The organism is Brachybacterium kimchii (assembly GCF_023373525.1).
Lineage (GTDB): Bacteria > Actinomycetota > Actinomycetes > Actinomycetales > Dermabacteraceae > Brachybacterium > Brachybacterium kimchii.
In genome coordinates this window covers 4,211,601-4,229,439 of sequence record NZ_CP097218.1, presented here as the reverse complement: position 1 = coordinate 4,229,439, position 17,839 = coordinate 4,211,601, and the positions used below count along the sequence as shown (strand labels likewise).

Genomic DNA, 17,839 nt, shown 5'->3' with positions numbered 1-17,839 from the left:
CCGGACGAACGCATCGCCGACGTAGACTGCGCGACGGATCAGCGCCTGCGCGGCGGGCGGTCCCGCGGGTCCGCGGACCCCGGCGCCGCTGGTCGCACGGCGCGCACGCGACGGGCACGAGACGCAGGACCGAGACGCAGGACGAGGAGCAGCCGGATGAGCGAGGGCCGGGACGAGGACGGGCGCACGGACCTGTCCGCGATCTCGCTCTGGCAGCGCATCCGCGAGTTCTCGAGCACCGCGCTCGCGACGGCCGCGAGGACCTCCCCCGCCCGCCTCGCGCTGACCGTGTTCACGGCGATGATCGGCCTGGTCACGCTGCTGCTGATGTCACCGCTCGCCGCGTCCGACGGCCAGGCCACCGGCTTCCGCGACGCCGTGTTCACGGCGGTCTCCGCCATCTGCGTGACCGGACTGACGACGGTCGACACCGCCACGCACTGGTCGACCTTCGGGCTCGTGGTCCTCATGGTCGCGATGAAGATCGGCGGTCTGGGCGTGCTCACCCTCGCCTCGCTGCTGGGGCTCTCGGTGATGCGCTCGATGGGGCTGGCCCAGAGGATCATCACGGCGCGCGAGACCCGCGCCGAGCAGCTGGCGGAGGTGGGCAGCGTGCTGCGCACGATCGTCATCACCTCGACGGCCTTCGAGGTCCTCACCTTCCTCGCGCTCGTGCCGTACATGATCGCGACCGAGCACGGCACCGGCACCTCGGTCTTCTACGGCGCCTTCTACGCGATCAGCGCCTTCAACAACGCGGGCTTCGTGCCCGATCCCGGCGGGATCTCCCAGTACCTGGGCGACCCGTTCTTCTCGATCCCGATCTCGACGGCCGTGTTCATGGGCTCGCTCGGCTTCCCCGTGGTGCTCGTGCTGGTCAAGAGGTGGCGCACCCCGCACCACTGGACCCTGCACGCGAAGCTCACCCTCGCGACCTCGGGGATCCTGCTGGTCGCCGGCATGCTCGGCTACCTCGCGATGGAGTGGTCGAACCCGCACACGCTGGGCCGCGAGGGCTTCGGCTCGAAGGTGCTGGCCTCCCTGTTCGCCTCGGTGATGCCGCGCTCGGGCGGCTTCTCCACGCTCGACATCGCCTCCCTCGAACCCGAGACGCGCCTGTTCACGGACCTGCTCATGTTCATCGGCGGCGGCTCCGGGTCGACGGGCGGCGGCATCAAGGTGACGACGTTCGCGCTGCTCGCGCTCTCGATCGTCGCCGAGGCGCGGGGCGACCGCGACGTCGAGGTGTTCGGCCGTCGGATCCCGCAGGAGACCATCCGCCAGGCGATCGGCGTGCTCGTCATGAGCGCCTCGGTGGTGTTCATCGCGACGTTCCTGACCCTGCAGCTCACTCCGTTCAGCCTGGACCAGGTGCTCTTCGAGGTGCTCTCCGCCTTCGGCACCGTGGGGCTGTCCACGGGCATCACCCCGCATCTCGGCGATGCCGCGACCTACATCCTCATCGTATGCATGTACCTGGGCAGGATCGGGCCGATGACGCTCGGCGCCGCCCTCGCGCTGCGCTCGCGCTCACGCGTGGTGCGCCTGCCCAGCGAGCGCCCCATCGTCGGCTGATGCCGCTGCGTGCCGGGCCGCCGTGCTGTCGAGCCGCCCCGTCAGGCACCCTCCGGCCCGCCGCCCCGTCTCGCCGCGCCCGTCCCGCAACGCGTTGAGTGCTGCGAAGCGGTCGTTCTGAACGTCCATAACGACCACTGCGCAGCGCTCTAGACTGTTCGCGGCGCTCCGGCGCCGTCCCGCCGTCCGCATGTGAGGAGACATCGTGGCCCGTCCCCGTGGCAGCAGCGGAGCCCTGGTCGTGGGCCTGGGCCGCTTCGGAGCCTCCCTGGCCCTGACGCTCGAGGAGCTCGGCACGAACGTGCTCGCGATGGACACGCGTGAGGATCTCGTGCAGGAGTACTCGGGTCGCCTCACCCATGTGGTCGAGGCCGACGGCACGCAGATGGAGGCCCTCGCCCAGGTGGGCGCGGCCGACTTCTCCGTCGCGGTGGTGGGCGTGGGCACCTCGCTCGAGGCGAGCGTGCTGATCACCGCGAACCTCGTGGACCTGGGCAAGCCCGTGATCTGGGCCAAGGCGATCAGCGTGCCGCACGGCAAGATCCTCGAGCGCATCGGCGCCCATCACGTGGTCTTCCCCGAGAAGGACGCCGGGCAGAGGGTCGCGCACCTGGTCAACGGACGCCTCATCGACTTCATCGAGTTCGACGACGGCTTCGCGATCGTGAAGATGCGTCCCCCGCAGGAGATCATGGGCTTCACCCTGCAGGAGTCCGACATCCGCGCGAAGTACGGCGTGACCGTGGTCGGCGTGAAGTCGCCCGGCCGCGACTTCACCTACGCCGGCCCGGACACCAAGGTCTCCCAGCACGATCTGCTGATCGTCTCCGGGCACACCGAGCTCATCGAGCGCTTCTCCAACCGGCCCTGAGGCGGGCGGGCCGCCCGATTCGAGACGGGCGAGCCGCCCGGCCGGGTCACTCCCCCGACATGGCGCGGGACTTGCGCGCCGCCGCATCCATGGCCCCGGCGAGCGCGGGGCGGATGCCGCCGCGCTCGAGCGCCGCGATGCCCTCCGCGGTGGTGCCGCCGGGGCTCATCACCGCGCCGCGCGCGACGGCCGGGTGCTGCCCGGTCTCCTGCAGCAGGGTCGCGGCGCCGCGCACGGTCTGGAGCACCACGCGCGTGGCCTCCGGGCGCGGGATTCCCTGGCGCACGGCCTCGTCGATCATCGCGTCGACGATGGTGAACACGAAGGCGCTCGCGCTGCCTGCAGCGCCGATCATCGCGTGCCCCTTCTCCTCGGGCAGGTCCACGACGATCCCCGCGGCCGCGAGGAGCGCGCGGGCCAGTTCGACCGAGGACTCGGTCGCGTCGTCGGACGCCATGAGGTGGGTGACGCCCTCGCCCACGGACATCGGGGTGTTGGGCATCGCGCGCACGAGCTGCGTGTGCCCGCCCAGCGCCTCGGTGAGCGCGGCGAGGCTGGTGCCGGCCGCGATGCAGATGACCAGGGTGTCCTCGGCGAGCGCGGAGCGCACCTCGGGCATCACCGCGTCGAGCTGGTAGGGCTTCACGCCGAGCACGACGACGTCGGACCCGGTCAGGTCCGACACGGATCCGGCGGTGGCGCCGAGCTCGTCGGCCGCTCGCCGGGAGGAGGCGTCCGAGGAGTTCACGACGCGCAGGTTCTGCGGTGAGACGCCCGCGGCGAGCATCGCCCGCACGAACGCGCCGCCCATGTTGCCGGCGCCCAGCACGCTCACCGTCACGGCGGAGAGATCGGGCGTCCCGTCGGAGGCGGTGCTCGAGGTGGCAGAGGTGGTCTCAGGGCTCGTCTGATCCGTCATGCCTCCCACTCTAGGGGCCGGATCCGACATGCCCGATCGGCGACCATCCCGCGCCCCGCCCCTCCTCGACCGGCGCCCGTACACTGCGCAGCATGCCCCTGCCCCTGCCCCTGCGACAGCTCTCCGCGGTGCTCGACGCCCTCCCGGGCCCCGTGCGCCGCAAGATCGTCTGGTTCGCCGTGCGTCTCAGCCAGCCGCGATTCCTGGTCAGCGTGTGCGCGGTGCTGCGCGCGCCCGACGGCCGGGTGCTGCTGTTCGAGCACCGCTTCTGGGAGGACGGGCGCTGGGGCGTGCCCTCGGGGCACATGCAGCCCGGGGAGACCCCGCAGGCCGCCGCGGCACGGGAGCTGCGCGAGGAGTCGGGGCTGCGGGCCACGGATCTGCGCGTGGTCGACGTGGTCGGCGGGCAGCGCCATCGCGTGGAGATCTGGCTGCGGGGGTCGATCGACGTCGCCGAGGCCCCGGGCCAGGACGTCCTGCAGGCGCGGGAGATCTGCCGCGCCGCCCTGCTCCCTCCCGATCAGGCCGTGCGCACTGCCCGGCCCGGGCAGGCGCGCGTGCTGCGCGCGATCCTCGCGCGCGAGGACGACGGCGGGCAGACGAGCCGGAACGAGGGGAACGACGGGAACGGGGCCGGCGGCAGCGCTCGCCCCGGGACCCTGAGCTGAGCCGCGGCTCAGGAACCGCTGCTCAGGAACCTCGGTTCAGGGAAGGCGGCTCAGGCCCCGGTGCCCCAGTGCGGCGGCACGTCGCGGAGGATCTCGGCGTCGTGGCCGGAGCGCTCCCCCGCCTCGGGCGCGTCCTCGGAGGCGCGATCGGGGATCACCCGGGGCTCATCGCCGCGGCGCGGGGCGCGTGCGCCGTCGCCGTGGGCGCCGCTTGTCCGGTCGCCGTCGTCCCAGGGGATGGGCTTCCCGGTGAGGGAGGAGATCACGACGCGGCCCGACCTGCGGTCCTCGCCGTGCGCCCCCTCGGTCACTGCCTCTCCTGGAAGCGGCGGATCGCGCTGCTGACGGAGACGTCGAGGAGCACGGAGCGCTGGGTGAAGCCGAGGAAGCTGCGGACCTCGGCGGCCAGGTGGTCCTCGAGGCGGGCGCGGCCGTCGGAGGCGATGTACTCGACGACCGAGTCGAAGTCCTCGCTCGCGTAGAACTCGAGCGGATGGCCTGCGGGGATCTGCGGCCGAGGCAGACGGTGGCGGGCGCCGCCGGCTCCCTCGAGCGCGGCCTGCTCGGCCTCCTCGCGGTAGAGCATGAGAGCCCTCTCGACGCCGCGGCGGATGCGCTCCGCCTCGCCGTCGGGGTCGATGAACAGCGCCCACGACCACACGCGCTCGGTCGCCCAGCCGGAGGCCTCGAGGCGCTCGGCCCGCAGCCGGTCGCGCTCGCGCTGGCTCGCGGTCGCGACGTACCTCTCGCCGTCCGTGTCGACGGCGAGCAGGTAGCGGCCGGGAAGGTCCGGGTGCCCGAGCGCGAGGTCGATCCGGTCCGAGGTCACCCCGAAGTCGGTGTCGACCACGAGGCCGAGGCGCCAGAGGCGGTCCGCCAGGTCGTTGACCAGGGCATTGGTCTCGAGGACGTGGGCGACGGGCTCGTCCTGGACGGGCTCGTCCCGCGCGGTGCCGTCCTGCTCGGACTCGCCCTTCTCGGACTCACCCTTCTCGGACTCGCCCGTCTCGGCGTCATGCTGCGCACCGTCGTCCGATGCCGCAGGGCTGTGGTCGGCAGCGTCCCGGGCCCCGGCCTCCTGGGCATCCGCGCCGCTCGCGTCGACCTTCTCACCGGCGACGTCGGAGCGGTCGACGGAGTCGTCGTGCGAGGCGGCCGCGTCGGCGCTGTCCGCGTCCGCGGGGGCCTCGGCCTCCGCCTCCACCGAGCCCTGCGCGAGCTCCTCGTCGGACGTGCCGTCGGTCTCCGAAGCCGAGACCGCGGCCGCGGACTCGGAGCCGTCGGGGTCGACGTCGGTCCCGCCGTCGTCCGGGCTGGCCGACTCGTCCTGGGCGTCGGCGGCGGCGAGCGCAGCCTCGATCTGGGCGTCGACGGAGCTCGTGGCCTCCTCCGCGGCTGACGCGGGCGGGTTCGCCGAAGCGGCCGAGGACGCGGAGGCCGGTGCAGCCGACGAGGTGCGGGTCGGGGCTGCCGGAGTCCCGCTGCCCTCCGGGGACTCGAGCCCGCCGTCGGCCCCGCCGTGGAGCACGGTGAGCATGGCGCGCAGGTCACGGGCGCCCTCGGACTTCAGACGCGAGGGGTCGAGGTCCTCGACGTCGAAGGCGGAGACGACCGTGGTGCGTCCGCGAGAGCGGGTGAGCACGGTGGCGAGCGCCTTGCGTCCGTCGGGTGCGGAGAGCGGACCGAAGCGGTGCAGCAACCGCCCGTGCGGGGTCTTGCCGAAGCCGAGCGAGACGATCACCTCGTCGCGCACCACGCCGGAGGCGCGCGAGGCGGGCAGCACCGTGAAGTACTCGCGGCTGGCCGCGTCGAAGAACTCGCGCAGGCCGGGCACCACGGAGACGGTGTGCATGATCCGCTCCATGACCTTGCGGGCGTGCTCCGCGGTCAGGGTGAACACCGCGAGCGAGAGCTCGGGCCGGTGCCGGGCGTGCTCGATGACGAGGTCGGTCACGCGGCGCAGCTCGGCCTCCGTGCTCTCGACGAGCTCGGTGCCGGTGGGCACGGCGCCCCGGCCGTTCTCGACGACGACGAGACGGTCCGGGTCGGGGGCCGACGGGCTGGGCGTGGAGACGACCTCGCCCACGAGCGACCGGCGCTGGGCGAAGGCGCGCAGCACGGACCCGGCGGGCCGCGGATCGCGGTGGAGGGCGATGTGCGGGGCCACCTGCAGCATGTCGTCGAGGAGGACGGGCCCCTCGACCTCGGCGTGGTCGAGGACGTCGCCGAGGACGACGACCTGGTCGGCCCGGGCGATCGCGGGCATCGCGGCCGCCGTCGGGAGGCGTCCGCCGTCGGCGACGATGACCATGTCGAAGTGGCGTCCCCGCGGGACCACCTGCGGCACCAGGTACGGGGAGGCGAGCCAGGTGGGGCGCGCGGCGAACAGGATGTCCTCGTACTTCGCGGCGAGGTCGCGCACCGAGACCGTCGACGAGCGGGCGAGCTCGGCGATCGCCGCGCGCGAGGTGTCGGGGAAGGACATCATCGTGGAGACGAGGCGGTCGTCGGAGGCGCCGCGCACCCGGTAGGAGGCGCGCTCCATGTGCTGGGCGTCCAGGCGCCGGAAGCGCTCGGCGACCTGCGAGAGCCCCGTCCCGTCGTACTGGGAGATGGTGGGCTCGGCGCGGGCGATGAGCTCGAGGACGCTCTGCCACCAGGCGAGGTCGAGCTCCGCGGCGACGTGCTTCTCGCGGACGCCGCGCGCGCGCAGGTCCTCGACGAGGTCGCCCAGGCCGTCGGCCGCGAGCGAGCGCAGCAGGGTGGTGCGGCGCGGCAGCTCGGCGAGGTCGTCGCGGTCCGCGAACAGGGCGTCGGCCCGCTCGGCGAGATCGTCGACATCGGTGCGGGCGAGAGCCCCGCCGGCGGGCGTGCCCTCCAGCAGCACGGCGAGCTCGTCGCACAGGGCCTGCATGGACTCCGCGGTCTGCGCGCAGTTCTCGAGCTTCTCGGGGACGGACGGGGCGGAGCCGCTGCCGCCGTCGGCCGCCCTCCACTCCTCGCGCACGGCGCGCACGGTCCGCAGCGCCTCGTGCAGGTCGGGGGCGAGCGAGGCGGGGCGCTGGAGCGCGGCGGCCTCCTTGCGCAGTCGCCGACGGGTCGTGAAGGACATGACCACGCCGTGCTCGCGCCGCCAGTCCTTGGTGGCGGTCGCGGCGATGAGGTCGTCCAGCGGGGCCGCGAACACGGCCCCCTGGAACACGGAGAGCGCCCCGCGGACCTTCGAGAGCAGCTGCAGGCGGGCGATCAGCGCCTCGAGGGTGCGCGCGGGGGCGAGGCCGACCTCGCCGCCGGTGCGCTCGATCGCGCGCCGCAGCTGAGGGAGCTGCTTCTCGCGCAGGCGCTCGACGAGGGCGAGGGCGCGCTCCGCCTGCGTGTCGGTGGTGATGGGTGCGCCGTACCAGGCGGTGTCCTCGGGTCCGATGGACAGCACGCCCAGACGGGCGGCCTCGCGCAGCGACTCCGCTCCGCGCTCCCGGTCCTCGCCGACCATGGTCGCGGCGACATCGGCGCCCAGCCGCACCTCCGTGCGGGGCGCGGGGCGCATGCGGGTGAGCGCGGCGAGCGCCGAGAGGGCGTCGTGCGCAGAGGCGTTCCAGGGCTGCTGGACGCGGTGCATGGCCTCGACGTGCCCGGTGAGGATGCTGCGGGCCTCGGCGAGCTCCTCGGGCTCGGCGGTGGAGACCGGCGAGGAGAAGGAGCCGGCGCGCCGGAGGCTCTGCAGCAGCGCGGCCGAGGCGTTGCGCTGGAGGGACGGGTCCGGCGAGAGGTCGAACACGAGGTCCTCGAGGCCGCGCTCGCGGGCGAGGGCGGCGATGTGCGCGAGGTTCGCCCGGCGCTGGGAGACCACGAGCACGCTGCGGCCTCGAGCATTCGCCTCGGCGGCCAGGTCGACGACGAGGTCGATGGGATCGGTGCCGGGCGGCGTGCTCACCGCGAGGTGGCCGCCGGCCAGGACGTGCGCGAGCACCCGCATCCGATCCGGGGGCAGGGAGGTGACCATCTCGGACTCGTCGGGGGCGGAGGGCTCGTGGGCGCCCTCCCCTGCGGTGCCGCGCGATCCGCCGGGGGCCGCGGGAGCGCCCGTCGGCGCGGCGGCCGACGAGGCGTCGGCCGACGGGGCGAGGGACGTGCGGGCCTCGGGGTCGCCGGCGAGGGCGGCGACGAGGTCGCTGTCCGCCCAGTCGGCGGGGTCGGTGCGCAGGTCGTCGACGAGCTGACCGGCGGCGTCCATGAGGTTGCCGACCACGAGCGCCTGGGCGACGCGGAAGCCGGGCAGCGGCTGGCCGAGCGACTTGAAGGCGTCGATCACGGGTGTCGGGTCGAAGCCGTAGGGGCCCTCGGTGGTCGCGAGCAGAGCGCGGGCGTCCACGGCGATGCCGGCCTCGCGCAGGGCGCGCAGCAGGATCGGGTTCACGTCCACGGTCGCGTCGAGGTCCAGATCGACGTCCTCGCGGGCGCTGCCGCGCAGGCGAAGGGTGATGGGCCGCACCAGCACGGGCGCGTGGAAGGGCTCGCCGCCGTCCTCGGGGATCCAGGTCGCCTCGCCGATGCCGAGATGGCAGGTGGACAGACCGACCTCTTCGGCCTGGCGCTCGGCGATCTCGCGGATCGCCCGCGCCTCGGCGCGGGCGTCGGCGAGCGCACCGACCTCGCGGACCAGCGAGGACAGGCGTGTGGGGCCGCGGCCGGCGAGGAGCTGGGCGAGGCCGGAGGGGTGGGAGTGGGTCAGGTCCAGCACGTGCTCGCCCGCGCGCATGCGGGTGAGGAAGGAGGGCTCGGCGCGGGTGCCGGCGATCTGCAGGGTCCAGCGGTCCAGGGCGCTGCCGACGCGGTCGGCGCGGCTCAGCGGGCGGTCGTCGACCCGGCGACGCGGCAGGGCGTCCTCGTCCTGGAGGGGCGCGATGTCGGCGCCGGCCGGGTCCAGGCGGTGGTCGACGGAGAAGGCGAAGCCCTCGGCGCCGTCGGAGGCGTTCGCACTCGCCGCACTGGCGGCGCTCGCAGCACTCGCGGCAGAGCGGCCGCGCCTGCTCGCGGCTCCGGTGCGGGCGGTCGAGGCGGCGGGACCGGCGTCCTCACGGGACGAGGTCGTCTCGTCCGGCGCGCCCGGGGCGCTCTCCTGCTCCTCGGTGCGCTTCTTCCCACGCAGCAGTCTCCACATGGAACCCCACGCTACCGGCCGGACACCATGGTGACGCGGAGGCGTGCCGTGCACGGCGACGCAGGTCGCGCCGGGCGCATCACACACCGCTCGCGCAGGCCTCCGTCGGCCCCTGACGGCCCGGCCGCACACCGACGTCCTGCCGCGCCCTCCGACGGACGTCGGGCGGACCTCGGGCGGGCCCCGGACGAACCTTCAGGCCTCGTGCAGGCGCACCTCGTGCTCGGCGAGGTGCTCGCGCAGCTCCCCCGGGACCTCGCCGGCGATCACGAGGTCGGTGAGCGCGGCGACCGGGCAGATGCCCGCGAGCGCGCGCAGACCGAACTTGTCGGCCGTGGCGAGGCCGACGACGCGCCGCGAATGCCCGATCATCGTGCGGGTCACGCCCGCTTCGGCGTCGGAGTTGCAGGTGAGCCCGGCGTCGATGTCGAGACCGATCATGCCCACGAACATGGTGTCCAGCCACAGGTCGCGCATCGTCGCGGTCGCGAGCGGCCCGGTGAGCTCGAAGGAGTACGGCTCGGCGACGCCGCCGAGCACGACGGTGCGCACTGCGGGGCGCAGCACGGCCTCGGTCGCGATGTTCAGGGCCGCGCAGACGACGGTGAGCCCGGGCGTGCCGTCCTTCGCGTCGAGATCGGGACGGGAGACCGCCCGACGGGCCGTGCTCGTGGTCGAGCGCCCGCCGTTGAAGCCGACGATCTGACCGGGACGGATCATCTCCGCGGCGAGGGCCGCCACCCGCTCGCGGTCGGCGGAGGCGCCGTCCTTCTCGCGCGGCGTGGTCGCGAGCGAGTAGGCGACGTCGATCGCGACGATGCCCCCGTGGGTGCGGCGCGCGAGCTGGGCGCGCTCCATCTCGACGAAGTCGCGGCGCACCGTGGACTCGCTGATCCCCAGCTCGCGGGCCACTTCGGTGACGCTCAGGCTGCGATGGGTCGCCAGCATCGCCAGCACGCGGTCCCAGCGCCCGCTCTTGTCCTTGGGCGGTGACGAAGCGGCTGCTGCCGCGCGAGCGTCGGTCGTTTCCATGCACTCATCATGCCCGGCGATGGCGGGAATGTGCATCAAATGCTCACAGGTCGTCACTTGGGCGCCATGTTCCGCGGATAGTTGGCACGTCTGGCGCGGAGGCTCTTAGCGTAGGGCTGTCGCTCCGACCGGAGCGCGACGCCGAACGAGAGGAGTTCCCCATGGGTCTCAACGACGCTTTCGACAAGGCCAAGGATGTCGCATCCGACAACAAGGACAAGATCGGTGAGGGCATCGACGGTGCCTCGGAGAAGGCGCAGGATGCCGCTCCCGATCAGTTCGACGGCGCCATCGGCGATGCCGGCGACAAGGCGAAGGACGGCCTCGGCAATCTCTGACCCGAGTGCCTCCCACGGCCGATGAGCCGTCGAAGCGGCGCCGGACCTTCGGGTCCGGCGCCGTTCGCATGCGCGGGGCGGGGCACCGGCGCGAGGGAGCCCCGACGCGAGCAGACTCCGCCTTCAGGGGGTCTGGAGCTCCGGTCGGTCGGTGAGCACGGGCAGCGTGGACCGCGCCCCGGCCACGGCCTCGGCATCGACCTCGACGAGGAGCAGCTCCTCGTCCTCGCCCGCGGCCGCGAGCACCGCGCCGAGCGGCGAGACGGCGACGCTGCCGCCGACGCCGCGCGCCGCCTTCCCGCTCCAGCCGGGCGCGGGCACCTGGTCCGCGGCCAGCAGCAGGCTCGTGGAGTCCAACGCCCGTGCCCGCTGCAGCACCCGCAGCTGATCGGCCTTCCCCTCCCCCGCTCCCCACGCCATGGGGACCACGATCACCTGCGCGCCCGCCCGCGCGAGCGCAACGAACTGTTCAGGGAAGCGGATGTCATAGCAGGTCGCGAGACCCACACGGACCCCGTCGACGTCGATGGAGACGAGCTCGGCGCCGGGAGCGATGGTCTCGGACTCCCGGGCGCCGAAGGCGTCGTAGAGGTGGATCTTGCGGTAGTCCGCGCGCAGGTCGCGACCCCGAACAATCACCGTGTTGTGCACGCGGCCGTCGGCGGCGAGGGTGAAGGATCCGGCGATGGCCACCAGATCGTGCCGCTCCGCGCTCGCGGTGATCGCCTCGTCGAAGGCGCGGGCGTGGTCGCGCGCGGCGGTGGCCAGGTCCGTGCCGAAGGGGGCGAGCGCCGCTTCGGGCAGCACGACGAGTCGCGCCCCCGCCGCAGCCGCCTCGTCGACGGCGCGCACGGCGCGCTCGGTCGCGCGCGCGGGATCCTCATCGACGGCGTACTGGGCGAGGGCGACGGTCAGCGTGGAGGTGCTCACGCTTCGATCCTGCCATGCGCCCGGGCGGAGGTCCCGGGCCCTCCGTACCGTAGGATGGTCGGCGGTTCCGCCCCCGTAGCTCAGGGGATAGAGCACCGCTCTCCTAAAGCGGGTGTCGCGCGTTCGAATCGCGCCGGGGGCACCAGAGAAACGGCAGGTCACTCAGTCGTCACGGCACGGCGCATTCGCGCGGCCGCTCGTGTGTCCGCGTGGGCATCGTGATCGAGTTCGTACTGAGTCTGCTCGGAGACGTCGTCCTCACGCGCGGCCGCCCGAAGAAGCGGCACCGCAGCGCAGAGGACTGACCAGGCAGCTTGCTACGGTGGCGGACATGAGCAAGGACGGTCTGCGCCTGCTGTGGCTGAAGGTGATCGCACGACCAGTGGTGCTGGTTGCGTTCCTGTGGCTCTGGTGGCCCGGCGAACGGCTTCTGCACTCGTGGATGAGTCAGCTCGCCCTCGCGTTCGTCATCGTGGCCACGATCTTCTGGTTGCGACGCTTCGTCGCGGACCTCCGTGCGCTGATCAGCGCGTACACGCAGCGGGACGTGACGACCGGCCCGCGCGGCACTGAAACGCCTCCGGCGGAGCACTGAGATCTCCACCCTCCGGCAGTGCGGTGCTGGCTGCACACCGCATCACGGCGACTCCGGGAGTCTCACCGGCGCCGCGCCGGCCTGCGCACCACGGCGAGGAGCACCGCGCCCACCACGATGATCCCCGCGCCGACGCCGGTCATCACGGTCGCGCGCGGCGCGATGTCGGCGCTGAAGCGGGCCTCGAAGCCCTGCACGATCGGCCCCAGGAGACCCGCGCCGTCGACCGACGCAGGCACGAGAACTCCGATGCCCGCGGCGAGCAGCAGACCGATCGCGCCCGCCACGAGGGTCGCGATCCCGGCGCCCAGCAGGGCGGCCCGCCTGCGGTCGGCGACGAGCAGCGCGAGCACCATCAGTACGATCATCACCGGCAGCGCCCACGACGCGTACGGGAGCACCTGCGCGGCCGCGCGCAGGGCGGGCAGGTCGGGGATCGTGGTGAGGGTGACCGTGGGATGGTCGGGCCGGGGCAGGGTGATGCCGAAGGGCAGCTTCTCCTCGATCGGATCCATGAGGGAGTCGACGGCGGGCGAGAGGTCGACCTCGATCGGACTGTCGCCGGAGGCGAAGAGCCCCTCGTGCACCGAGTCCATCGAGTCGTCCCACATCGCCTGGTAGGCCGACGTGGTCGTGAAGGACGCCGCCTGCTCCTTGGCGTAGGGCGCGACCGTGCCGCGCACCGAGGAGGGGATCACGTCGCTCGAGAGCAGCTCGTCGACCGCGGCATCCGTGAGCGCGTGCTGGGTCGAGGCGTCCTCCCCCATGGGCTCGGCGATCTCGAGGAACCCCGCGCGCTCGACCACGTGCTGCTGCAGCCAGGTGCCCGGCAGCCAGCTCGCGCCGACCACGGCGGCGAGGACGAGCAGCAGGACGCTCGCCGTCTGTCGCAGTGCGCTCATCTCATGGCCTCCTCCGGGGATGTTCGGGCGTGCGGTCAGGCACCGCGCAAGGATGCCACGTCCACCTGGGTCCGCGCCTGATCCGCACGGCCCTTCCCCGGACGCACGTCGGCCCCGCACCCAGGGGTGCGGGGCCGACGTGCGACGCGGGGGATGTCAGGGATGATCAGTGGGTGTACGTGACGTACGTCCAGGAGCCCGAGTAGATGTGGCGCTCGGTCGTGCCCACGCGCTTGTTGCCGGCGTCGATCAGCATGTCGCCGCCCGCGTAGATGGCCACGTGGCCGGGCTTGCGCATGAGGTCGCCGGGGCGCGCCTCGGACTTGGAGATCACGCGACCGCCGGCGGCCTGGGCCGAGTCGGTGCGGGGGATGCTGATGCCGTTCTGCGCGTAGACCCACTGGGTGAAGCCCGAGCAGTCCCAGCCGCTCGTGCTGGTCCCGCCGAACACGTACGGGGTGCCGATGCCGCTGCGGGCCGTGGAGAGGATGCCGTTGCCCGAGGCGCTGGAAGCGGCGGGGGCGCTGGACTTCTTCTCCGAGGAGCTCGAGGACTTCTTGGAGGAGGAGCTGCTGGAGGAGGACGAGCTCGAGCTGGAGGAGCTCGAGTGCGAGGAGCGGCTCGAGGTCGACTGCGAGGAGGCGCTCTCCTGCGACTGGTCGTCCTGCTGGTCCTGGGACTGATCGTCCTGCGCCTGATCGTCCTGAGCGGCCCGGTCGGCGGCGGCCTTCTCCTCGGCCTCCTGCTCGGCGCGCTCGGCGGCGGCCTTCTTCTCCTCGGCCTTGCGGGCCTTCGCCTCGGCCTGGGCGGCGGACTCGGTGTCGATCTCACCGTCGACCGTGTAAGACTCGGGAACAGCACCGGACGACGAAGGCTCGTCGCCGTCCTTGAGGGTCTGGATCTGCGAGGGCTTCGCGTCAACCGCGGGCACCACGGCCGGGGCGGCGATCCCCTGGGCCTGCGCGGCACCATCGGCCTGGTTCGACCCGTCGGCCGTCGCGGCGGCGGACCCGCCGAACAGCATGGTGGCGGCGATCGCAGCGCCGGCGGCGGTGCGGCCGGCGCGGACGGCCGGCGTCACCGGGCGCATGGCTCGGCGGTGCGTGTTCATCGCAGTCTTCGACACGTGAGGGCTCCCCTGGGCCTCCGCCGGAGCGGAGATTCGGCTTCGTCTTCAGTTGCCCGGACCGAAGCGCTGCGCGCCGAACTCGGTGGGCGTCGGCCGATCGTTCCGCGATCGGCACGCCCTCGACCCTAAGGACTCCTGAACGCCCGCACCCAGCGTCCTGAGAAGGTCTGGGGAAGACCTTGCCGACTCTTTACTCGGCCGCCGCGGGAGTCACCACGAGCTGACCGGCGGTGTCCTCGTCGATGATGATCGGCTCCGCGCCGTCGCCCTGCAGCCGGAAACCGGACTGCGTCCGCTCGGCCCGGAACGTCTCACCGGGGAGAATGCCGTGACCAGCGAGATCGCGCAGCAGCTCGACATCGGTCTGCGCCGTCTCGCCGATCCTGCGCAGGCGCAGCTCGAGCGACCCGGAGCCGCCCAGCGCGCGGTCGAGGGTGCCGTGCCAGCTTGCCGAATCTTGACCTTCGGGGGTGACGCCGGTCTCGTCGGACGTGTCGATCCCGAGCTCGGCGAGACCCGGGATGGGGTTGCCGTAGGGATCGATGAAGGGCGCGACGATCTGCTGGGCGATGCGCGTCTCGACCTCGCGGCTCATGACGTGCTCCCAGCGGCAGGCCTCCTCGTGGACCAGCTCGAAGGGCAGCCCGACCTGCTCGATGAGGTGGCGCTCCGCCAGACGGTGCTTGCGCATCACGTCAGTCGCGATGGCCTGCCCCTTGTCGGTGAGCATGATGCGGCGCTCGTCGTCCAGGTGCAGGAGGCCGTCGCGCTCCATGCGGGCGACGGTCTGCGAGACCGTCGGCCCCGAGTGCCCGAGCCGATCCGCGATCCGGGCGCGCATCGGGGGGATGCCCGCCTCATGAAGCTCGAACACCGTCTTGAGATACATCTCCGTGGTGTCGACAAGATCGCTGCTCATGGATGCTGCTCCGTTCCTGGTTCCTCCGACGGGCTCTACCGTACCTGTTCAGACCGACACTCCCCCAGCGATTGCGCTGACGGCCGACGCGCACGCCGGCGCGCGTCCGCCCACCGGACCTCCGCGGCCCCTCCCGCCCCCGGACGCGCGGACGGGCGGACACCCGCTGGGGTGCCCGCCCGTCCGTCGGCCGTCGGGCCCGATCCGGCCCGCGATGCGGGTCCGCGTCGGGCCCGAGCGCCCGGGCGCTCTCAGGCCTGCGCCGAGATGATCTCGCGCATGAGGTCGGCCGTCTCGGTCGGGGTCTTGCCGACCTTCACGCCCGCGGCCTCGAGGGCCTCCTTCTTCGCCTGCGCGGTGCCGGCGGAGCCGGACACGATTGCGCCCGCGTGGCCCATGGTCTTGCCCTCGGGGGCCGTGAAGCCCGCGACGTAGCCGACCACCGGCTTGGACATGTTGTCCTTGATGTACGCGGCCGCACGCTCCTCGGCGTCGCCGCCGATCTCGCCGATCATCACCACGCCCACGGTGTCGGGGTCGTTCTCGAACGCCTCGAGCGCGTCGATGTGGGTGGTGCCGATGACCGGGTCGCCGCCGATGCCGATGCACGTGGTGAAGCCGAGGTCGGCCAGCTCGTACATCATCTGGTAGGTCAGCGTGCCCGACTTCGAGACCAGGCCCAGCTTGCCGGGACCGGTGATGTTCGCCGGGGTGATGCCCGCGTTGGACTTCCCGGGGCTGATCAGGCCCGGGCAGTTCGGGCCGATGACCCGGGTGGTGCCCTTGTCCTTCGCGTAGTTGAAGAACTCCGCGGAGTCCTTCACCGGGATGCCCTCGGTGATGACCACGAGCAGCGGCATCGCGGCGTCGATGGCCTCGATCGCGGCCGACTTGGCGAACTTCGGCGGCACGAAGACCACCGAGACGTTCGCGCCGGTGGCCTCCATGGCCTCCGCGACGGATCCGAAGACGGGGACCTCGTGGCCGCCCTCGAAGGACACGGTCTGACCGGCCTTGCGAGGGTTCACGCCGCCGACGACGTTCGTGCCGGAGTCGAGCATGCGCTGGGAGTGCTTCATGCCCTCCGAGCCCGTCATGCCCTGAACGATGACCTTGCTGTTCTCATCGAGGAAGATCGACATGACGGTCCCTCACTTTCCTGCGGCGAGCTCGGCGACCTTGGCCGCTCCGCCGTCCATGGTGTCGGCCTGGGTGACGAGCGGGTGCGCGAAGTCCGCGAGGATCTTCCGCCCCTCCTCGACGTTGTTGCCGTCGAGGCGGACCACGAGCGGCTTCGTCGCGGCGTCGCCCAGCTTCTGCAGGGCGCCGACGATGCCGTTGGCCACCGCGTCGCACGCGGTGATGCCGCCGAACACGTTGACGAAGACCGCGGAGACCTGCTGGTCGCCGAGGATGACGTCCAGACCGTTGGCCATGACCTCGGCGCTCGCGCCGCCGCCGATGTCCAGGAAGTTCGCGGGCTTCACGCCGTGCGACTCGCCCGCGTAGGCGACGACGTCCAGCGTCGACATGACCAGGCCCGCGCCGTTGCCGATGATGCCGACCTCGCCGTCGAGCTTGACGTAGTTGAGGTCGAGGGCCTTGGCCTTCGCCTCGAGCGGGTCCTCGGAGGCCGTGTCCACGAGGCCCGCGTGCTCCTCGTGGCGGAACTGCGCGTTGTCGTCGAGGGTGACCTTGCCGTCCAGGGCGACGATCTCGCCGGACCCCGTCTGGACGAGCGGGTTCACCTCGACGAGGGTCGCGTCCTCGGCGCTGTAGACGTCCCAGAGCTTCTGCAGCACCGGGACGACCTTGGCGCCGGTCTCCGCGTCGAAGCCCGCGGCCTCGACGATCTCCTTCGCCTTCGCCTCGTCGATCCCGGTGTTGGGGTCGACGGCCACCCGCGCGAGCGCGTCCGGGCGCTCGACGGCCAGCTGCTCGATCTCCATGCCGCCCTCGACCGAGCACATGGCCAGGTAGTTGCGGTTGGCGCGATCCAGCAGCAGGGAGAAGTAGTACTCGGAGGCGATGTCCGCGCCGCCCGCGATCATCACGCGGTGCACGGTGTGGCCCTTGATGTCCATGCCGAGGATCTCGGAGGCCTTCTGCTCCGCCTCCTCGGGGGACTTCGCGATCTTCACGCCGCCGGCCTTGCCGCGGCCTCCGACCTTCACCTGGGCCTTGACGACCACGACCGGGGTGCCGATGGTCTCAGCGGCGGCCTTGGCGGCCTGTGGGTCCTCCGCGACGATTCCGGGCAGCACGGGGACGCCGTGCTTCTCGAAGAGATCGCGGGCCTGGTACTCGAACAGGTCCACGGATGTTCGTCCTTCCGTTGTCGTAGGCGGGCGGCGGGCCCTCGTCGGCCCTCGAACCGCCCCTCGAACGTCTCCACCATATCGCCGCCGACGCCCGTCCCAGCACCGCACGACTAGGCTGTGACCGTGGCCCCACGATCCCGCAGTCTCACCCGCCGGATCCGCGACCAGATCGGCTTCAGCCTCGTCGCGGTCCTGGTGCTGTTCATGCTGCTGCGCGTGTTCGGCGTCCGCTCGAGCGTCGCGGGCCTCGTGCTCTCGATCGTGCTGACCCTCGCGCTGAACGTGGGCCTCTCCTACATCGGCGAGCAGCGTGCGCGCAGCGCCCGGCGGCGTGCGGGGGACGGTTCCCGTGACCCCCGCCGGTACGACCCCCGCGACGATCTCGACACCGGCGGGCGCGGCGAGGCCCGCGAGGGCCGGCGTCGGCCGAGCGGCGGGGGCGACATCCGCTGGCGCGACGACGGCCGCTGAGGGAGGAC

16 protein-coding genes and 1 tRNA gene are annotated in these 17,839 nt (G+C 72.7%); 7 read left to right on the top strand and 10 right to left on the bottom strand.

Features of this window, described 5'->3' with window-relative positions:
• Positions 1–156 precede the first annotated feature (156 nt).
• The gene (locus M4486_RS19200; protein ID WP_249478912.1) at positions 157–1,575 is read left to right on the top strand and encodes a TrkH family potassium uptake protein; all 1,419 of its coding nucleotides are present in this window, start codon (positions 157–159) and stop codon (positions 1,573–1,575) included.
• Between the two features lie 205 nt (positions 1,576–1,780).
• Complete coding sequence (locus M4486_RS19195; RefSeq protein ID WP_152351722.1) at positions 1,781–2,446, top strand: potassium channel family protein; 666 nt, start codon at positions 1,781–1,783, stop codon at positions 2,444–2,446.
• Positions 2,447–2,492: 46 nt separating this feature from the next.
• Here the strand turns inward: M4486_RS19195 and proC are convergent, their stop codons facing one another.
• On the bottom strand, positions 2,493–3,365 hold the full coding sequence (proC, locus tag M4486_RS19190; RefSeq protein WP_249478911.1) for a pyrroline-5-carboxylate reductase: 873 nt from the start codon (positions 3,363–3,365) through the stop codon (positions 2,493–2,495).
• Positions 3,366–3,457: 92 nt separating this feature from the next.
• On the opposite strand from proC, the gene M4486_RS19185 reads away from it, so the two are divergent.
• Positions 3,458–4,033, top strand: coding sequence for an NUDIX hydrolase (locus M4486_RS19185; RefSeq protein WP_249478910.1), 576 nt, complete (start codon positions 3,458–3,460; stop codon positions 4,031–4,033).
• Between the two features lie 50 nt (positions 4,034–4,083).
• Here the strand turns inward: M4486_RS19185 and M4486_RS19180 are convergent, their stop codons facing one another.
• From M4486_RS19180 to M4486_RS19170, 3 genes are all read right to left on the bottom strand, one after another.
• Positions 4,084–4,344 carry a hypothetical protein gene (locus M4486_RS19180; protein WP_249478909.1) on the bottom strand — a complete coding sequence of 87 codons (261 nt, stop codon included), beginning with the start codon at positions 4,342–4,344 and terminating at the stop codon, positions 4,084–4,086.
• Positions 4,341–9,194: a hypothetical protein gene (locus M4486_RS19175; RefSeq protein ID WP_249478908.1), complete on the bottom strand. Its 4,854-nt coding sequence runs from the start codon at positions 9,192–9,194 to the stop codon at positions 4,341–4,343. The genes M4486_RS19180 and M4486_RS19175 overlap by 4 nt, the downstream gene beginning before the upstream one ends.
• Before the next feature lie 195 nt (positions 9,195–9,389).
• Positions 9,390–10,226, bottom strand: a complete 837-nt coding sequence (locus tag M4486_RS19170) for a DeoR/GlpR family DNA-binding transcription regulator (protein WP_249478907.1) — start codon at positions 10,224–10,226, stop codon at positions 9,390–9,392.
• Positions 10,227–10,387: 161 nt separating this feature from the next.
• Here M4486_RS19170 and M4486_RS19165 point away from each other — a divergent pair, with 161 nt between their 5' ends.
• A complete protein-coding gene (locus M4486_RS19165; RefSeq protein ID WP_152351716.1) occupies positions 10,388–10,564 on the top strand; it encodes an Rv0909 family putative TA system antitoxin in 177 nt (58 codons plus the stop codon).
• A gap of 123 nt (positions 10,565–10,687) precedes the next feature.
• On the opposite strand, the gene M4486_RS19160 is transcribed toward M4486_RS19165, so the two are convergent.
• A complete protein-coding gene (locus M4486_RS19160) occupies positions 10,688–11,494 on the bottom strand; it encodes a nitrilase-related carbon-nitrogen hydrolase (protein WP_249478906.1) in 807 nt (268 codons plus the stop codon).
• A gap of 69 nt (positions 11,495–11,563) precedes the next feature.
• Here M4486_RS19160 and M4486_RS19155 point away from each other — a divergent pair.
• Positions 11,564–11,639 (top strand) — tRNA-Arg (locus M4486_RS19155).
• Between the two features lie 186 nt (positions 11,640–11,825).
• Positions 11,826–12,089, top strand: coding sequence for a hypothetical protein (locus M4486_RS19150; protein WP_249478905.1), 264 nt, complete (start codon positions 11,826–11,828; stop codon positions 12,087–12,089).
• Between the two features lie 62 nt (positions 12,090–12,151).
• On the opposite strand, the gene M4486_RS19145 is transcribed toward M4486_RS19150, so the two are convergent.
• The 5 genes from M4486_RS19145 to sucC form a co-directional block, all read right to left on the bottom strand.
• Positions 12,152–12,991, bottom strand: a complete 840-nt coding sequence (locus tag M4486_RS19145) for a hypothetical protein (RefSeq protein WP_249478904.1) — start codon at positions 12,989–12,991, stop codon at positions 12,152–12,154.
• A 166-nt stretch (positions 12,992–13,157) separates the two neighbouring features.
• The gene (locus M4486_RS19140; RefSeq protein ID WP_249478903.1) at positions 13,158–14,117 is read right to left on the bottom strand and encodes a C40 family peptidase; all 960 of its coding nucleotides are present in this window, start codon (positions 14,115–14,117) and stop codon (positions 13,158–13,160) included.
• Positions 14,118–14,310: 193 nt separating this feature from the next.
• Positions 14,311–15,039, bottom strand: a complete 729-nt coding sequence (locus tag M4486_RS19135) for a metal-dependent transcriptional regulator (protein WP_152351713.1) — start codon at positions 15,037–15,039, stop codon at positions 14,311–14,313.
• Positions 15,040–15,290: 251 nt separating this feature from the next.
• Positions 15,291–16,181 carry a succinate--CoA ligase subunit alpha gene (sucD, locus tag M4486_RS19130; RefSeq protein ID WP_249478902.1) on the bottom strand — a complete coding sequence of 297 codons (891 nt, stop codon included), beginning with the start codon at positions 16,179–16,181 and terminating at the stop codon, positions 15,291–15,293.
• 9 nt (positions 16,182–16,190) lie between these two features.
• A complete protein-coding gene (gene sucC / locus M4486_RS19125) occupies positions 16,191–17,357 on the bottom strand; it encodes an ADP-forming succinate--CoA ligase subunit beta (protein WP_249478901.1) in 1,167 nt (388 codons plus the stop codon).
• A gap of 126 nt (positions 17,358–17,483) precedes the next feature.
• On the opposite strand from sucC, the gene M4486_RS19120 reads away from it, so the two are divergent.
• Entirely contained in the window at positions 17,484–17,831 is a 348-nt protein-coding gene (locus tag M4486_RS19120) for a hypothetical protein (RefSeq protein WP_249478900.1), read from the top strand.
• Positions 17,832–17,839: the final 8 nt, after the last annotated feature.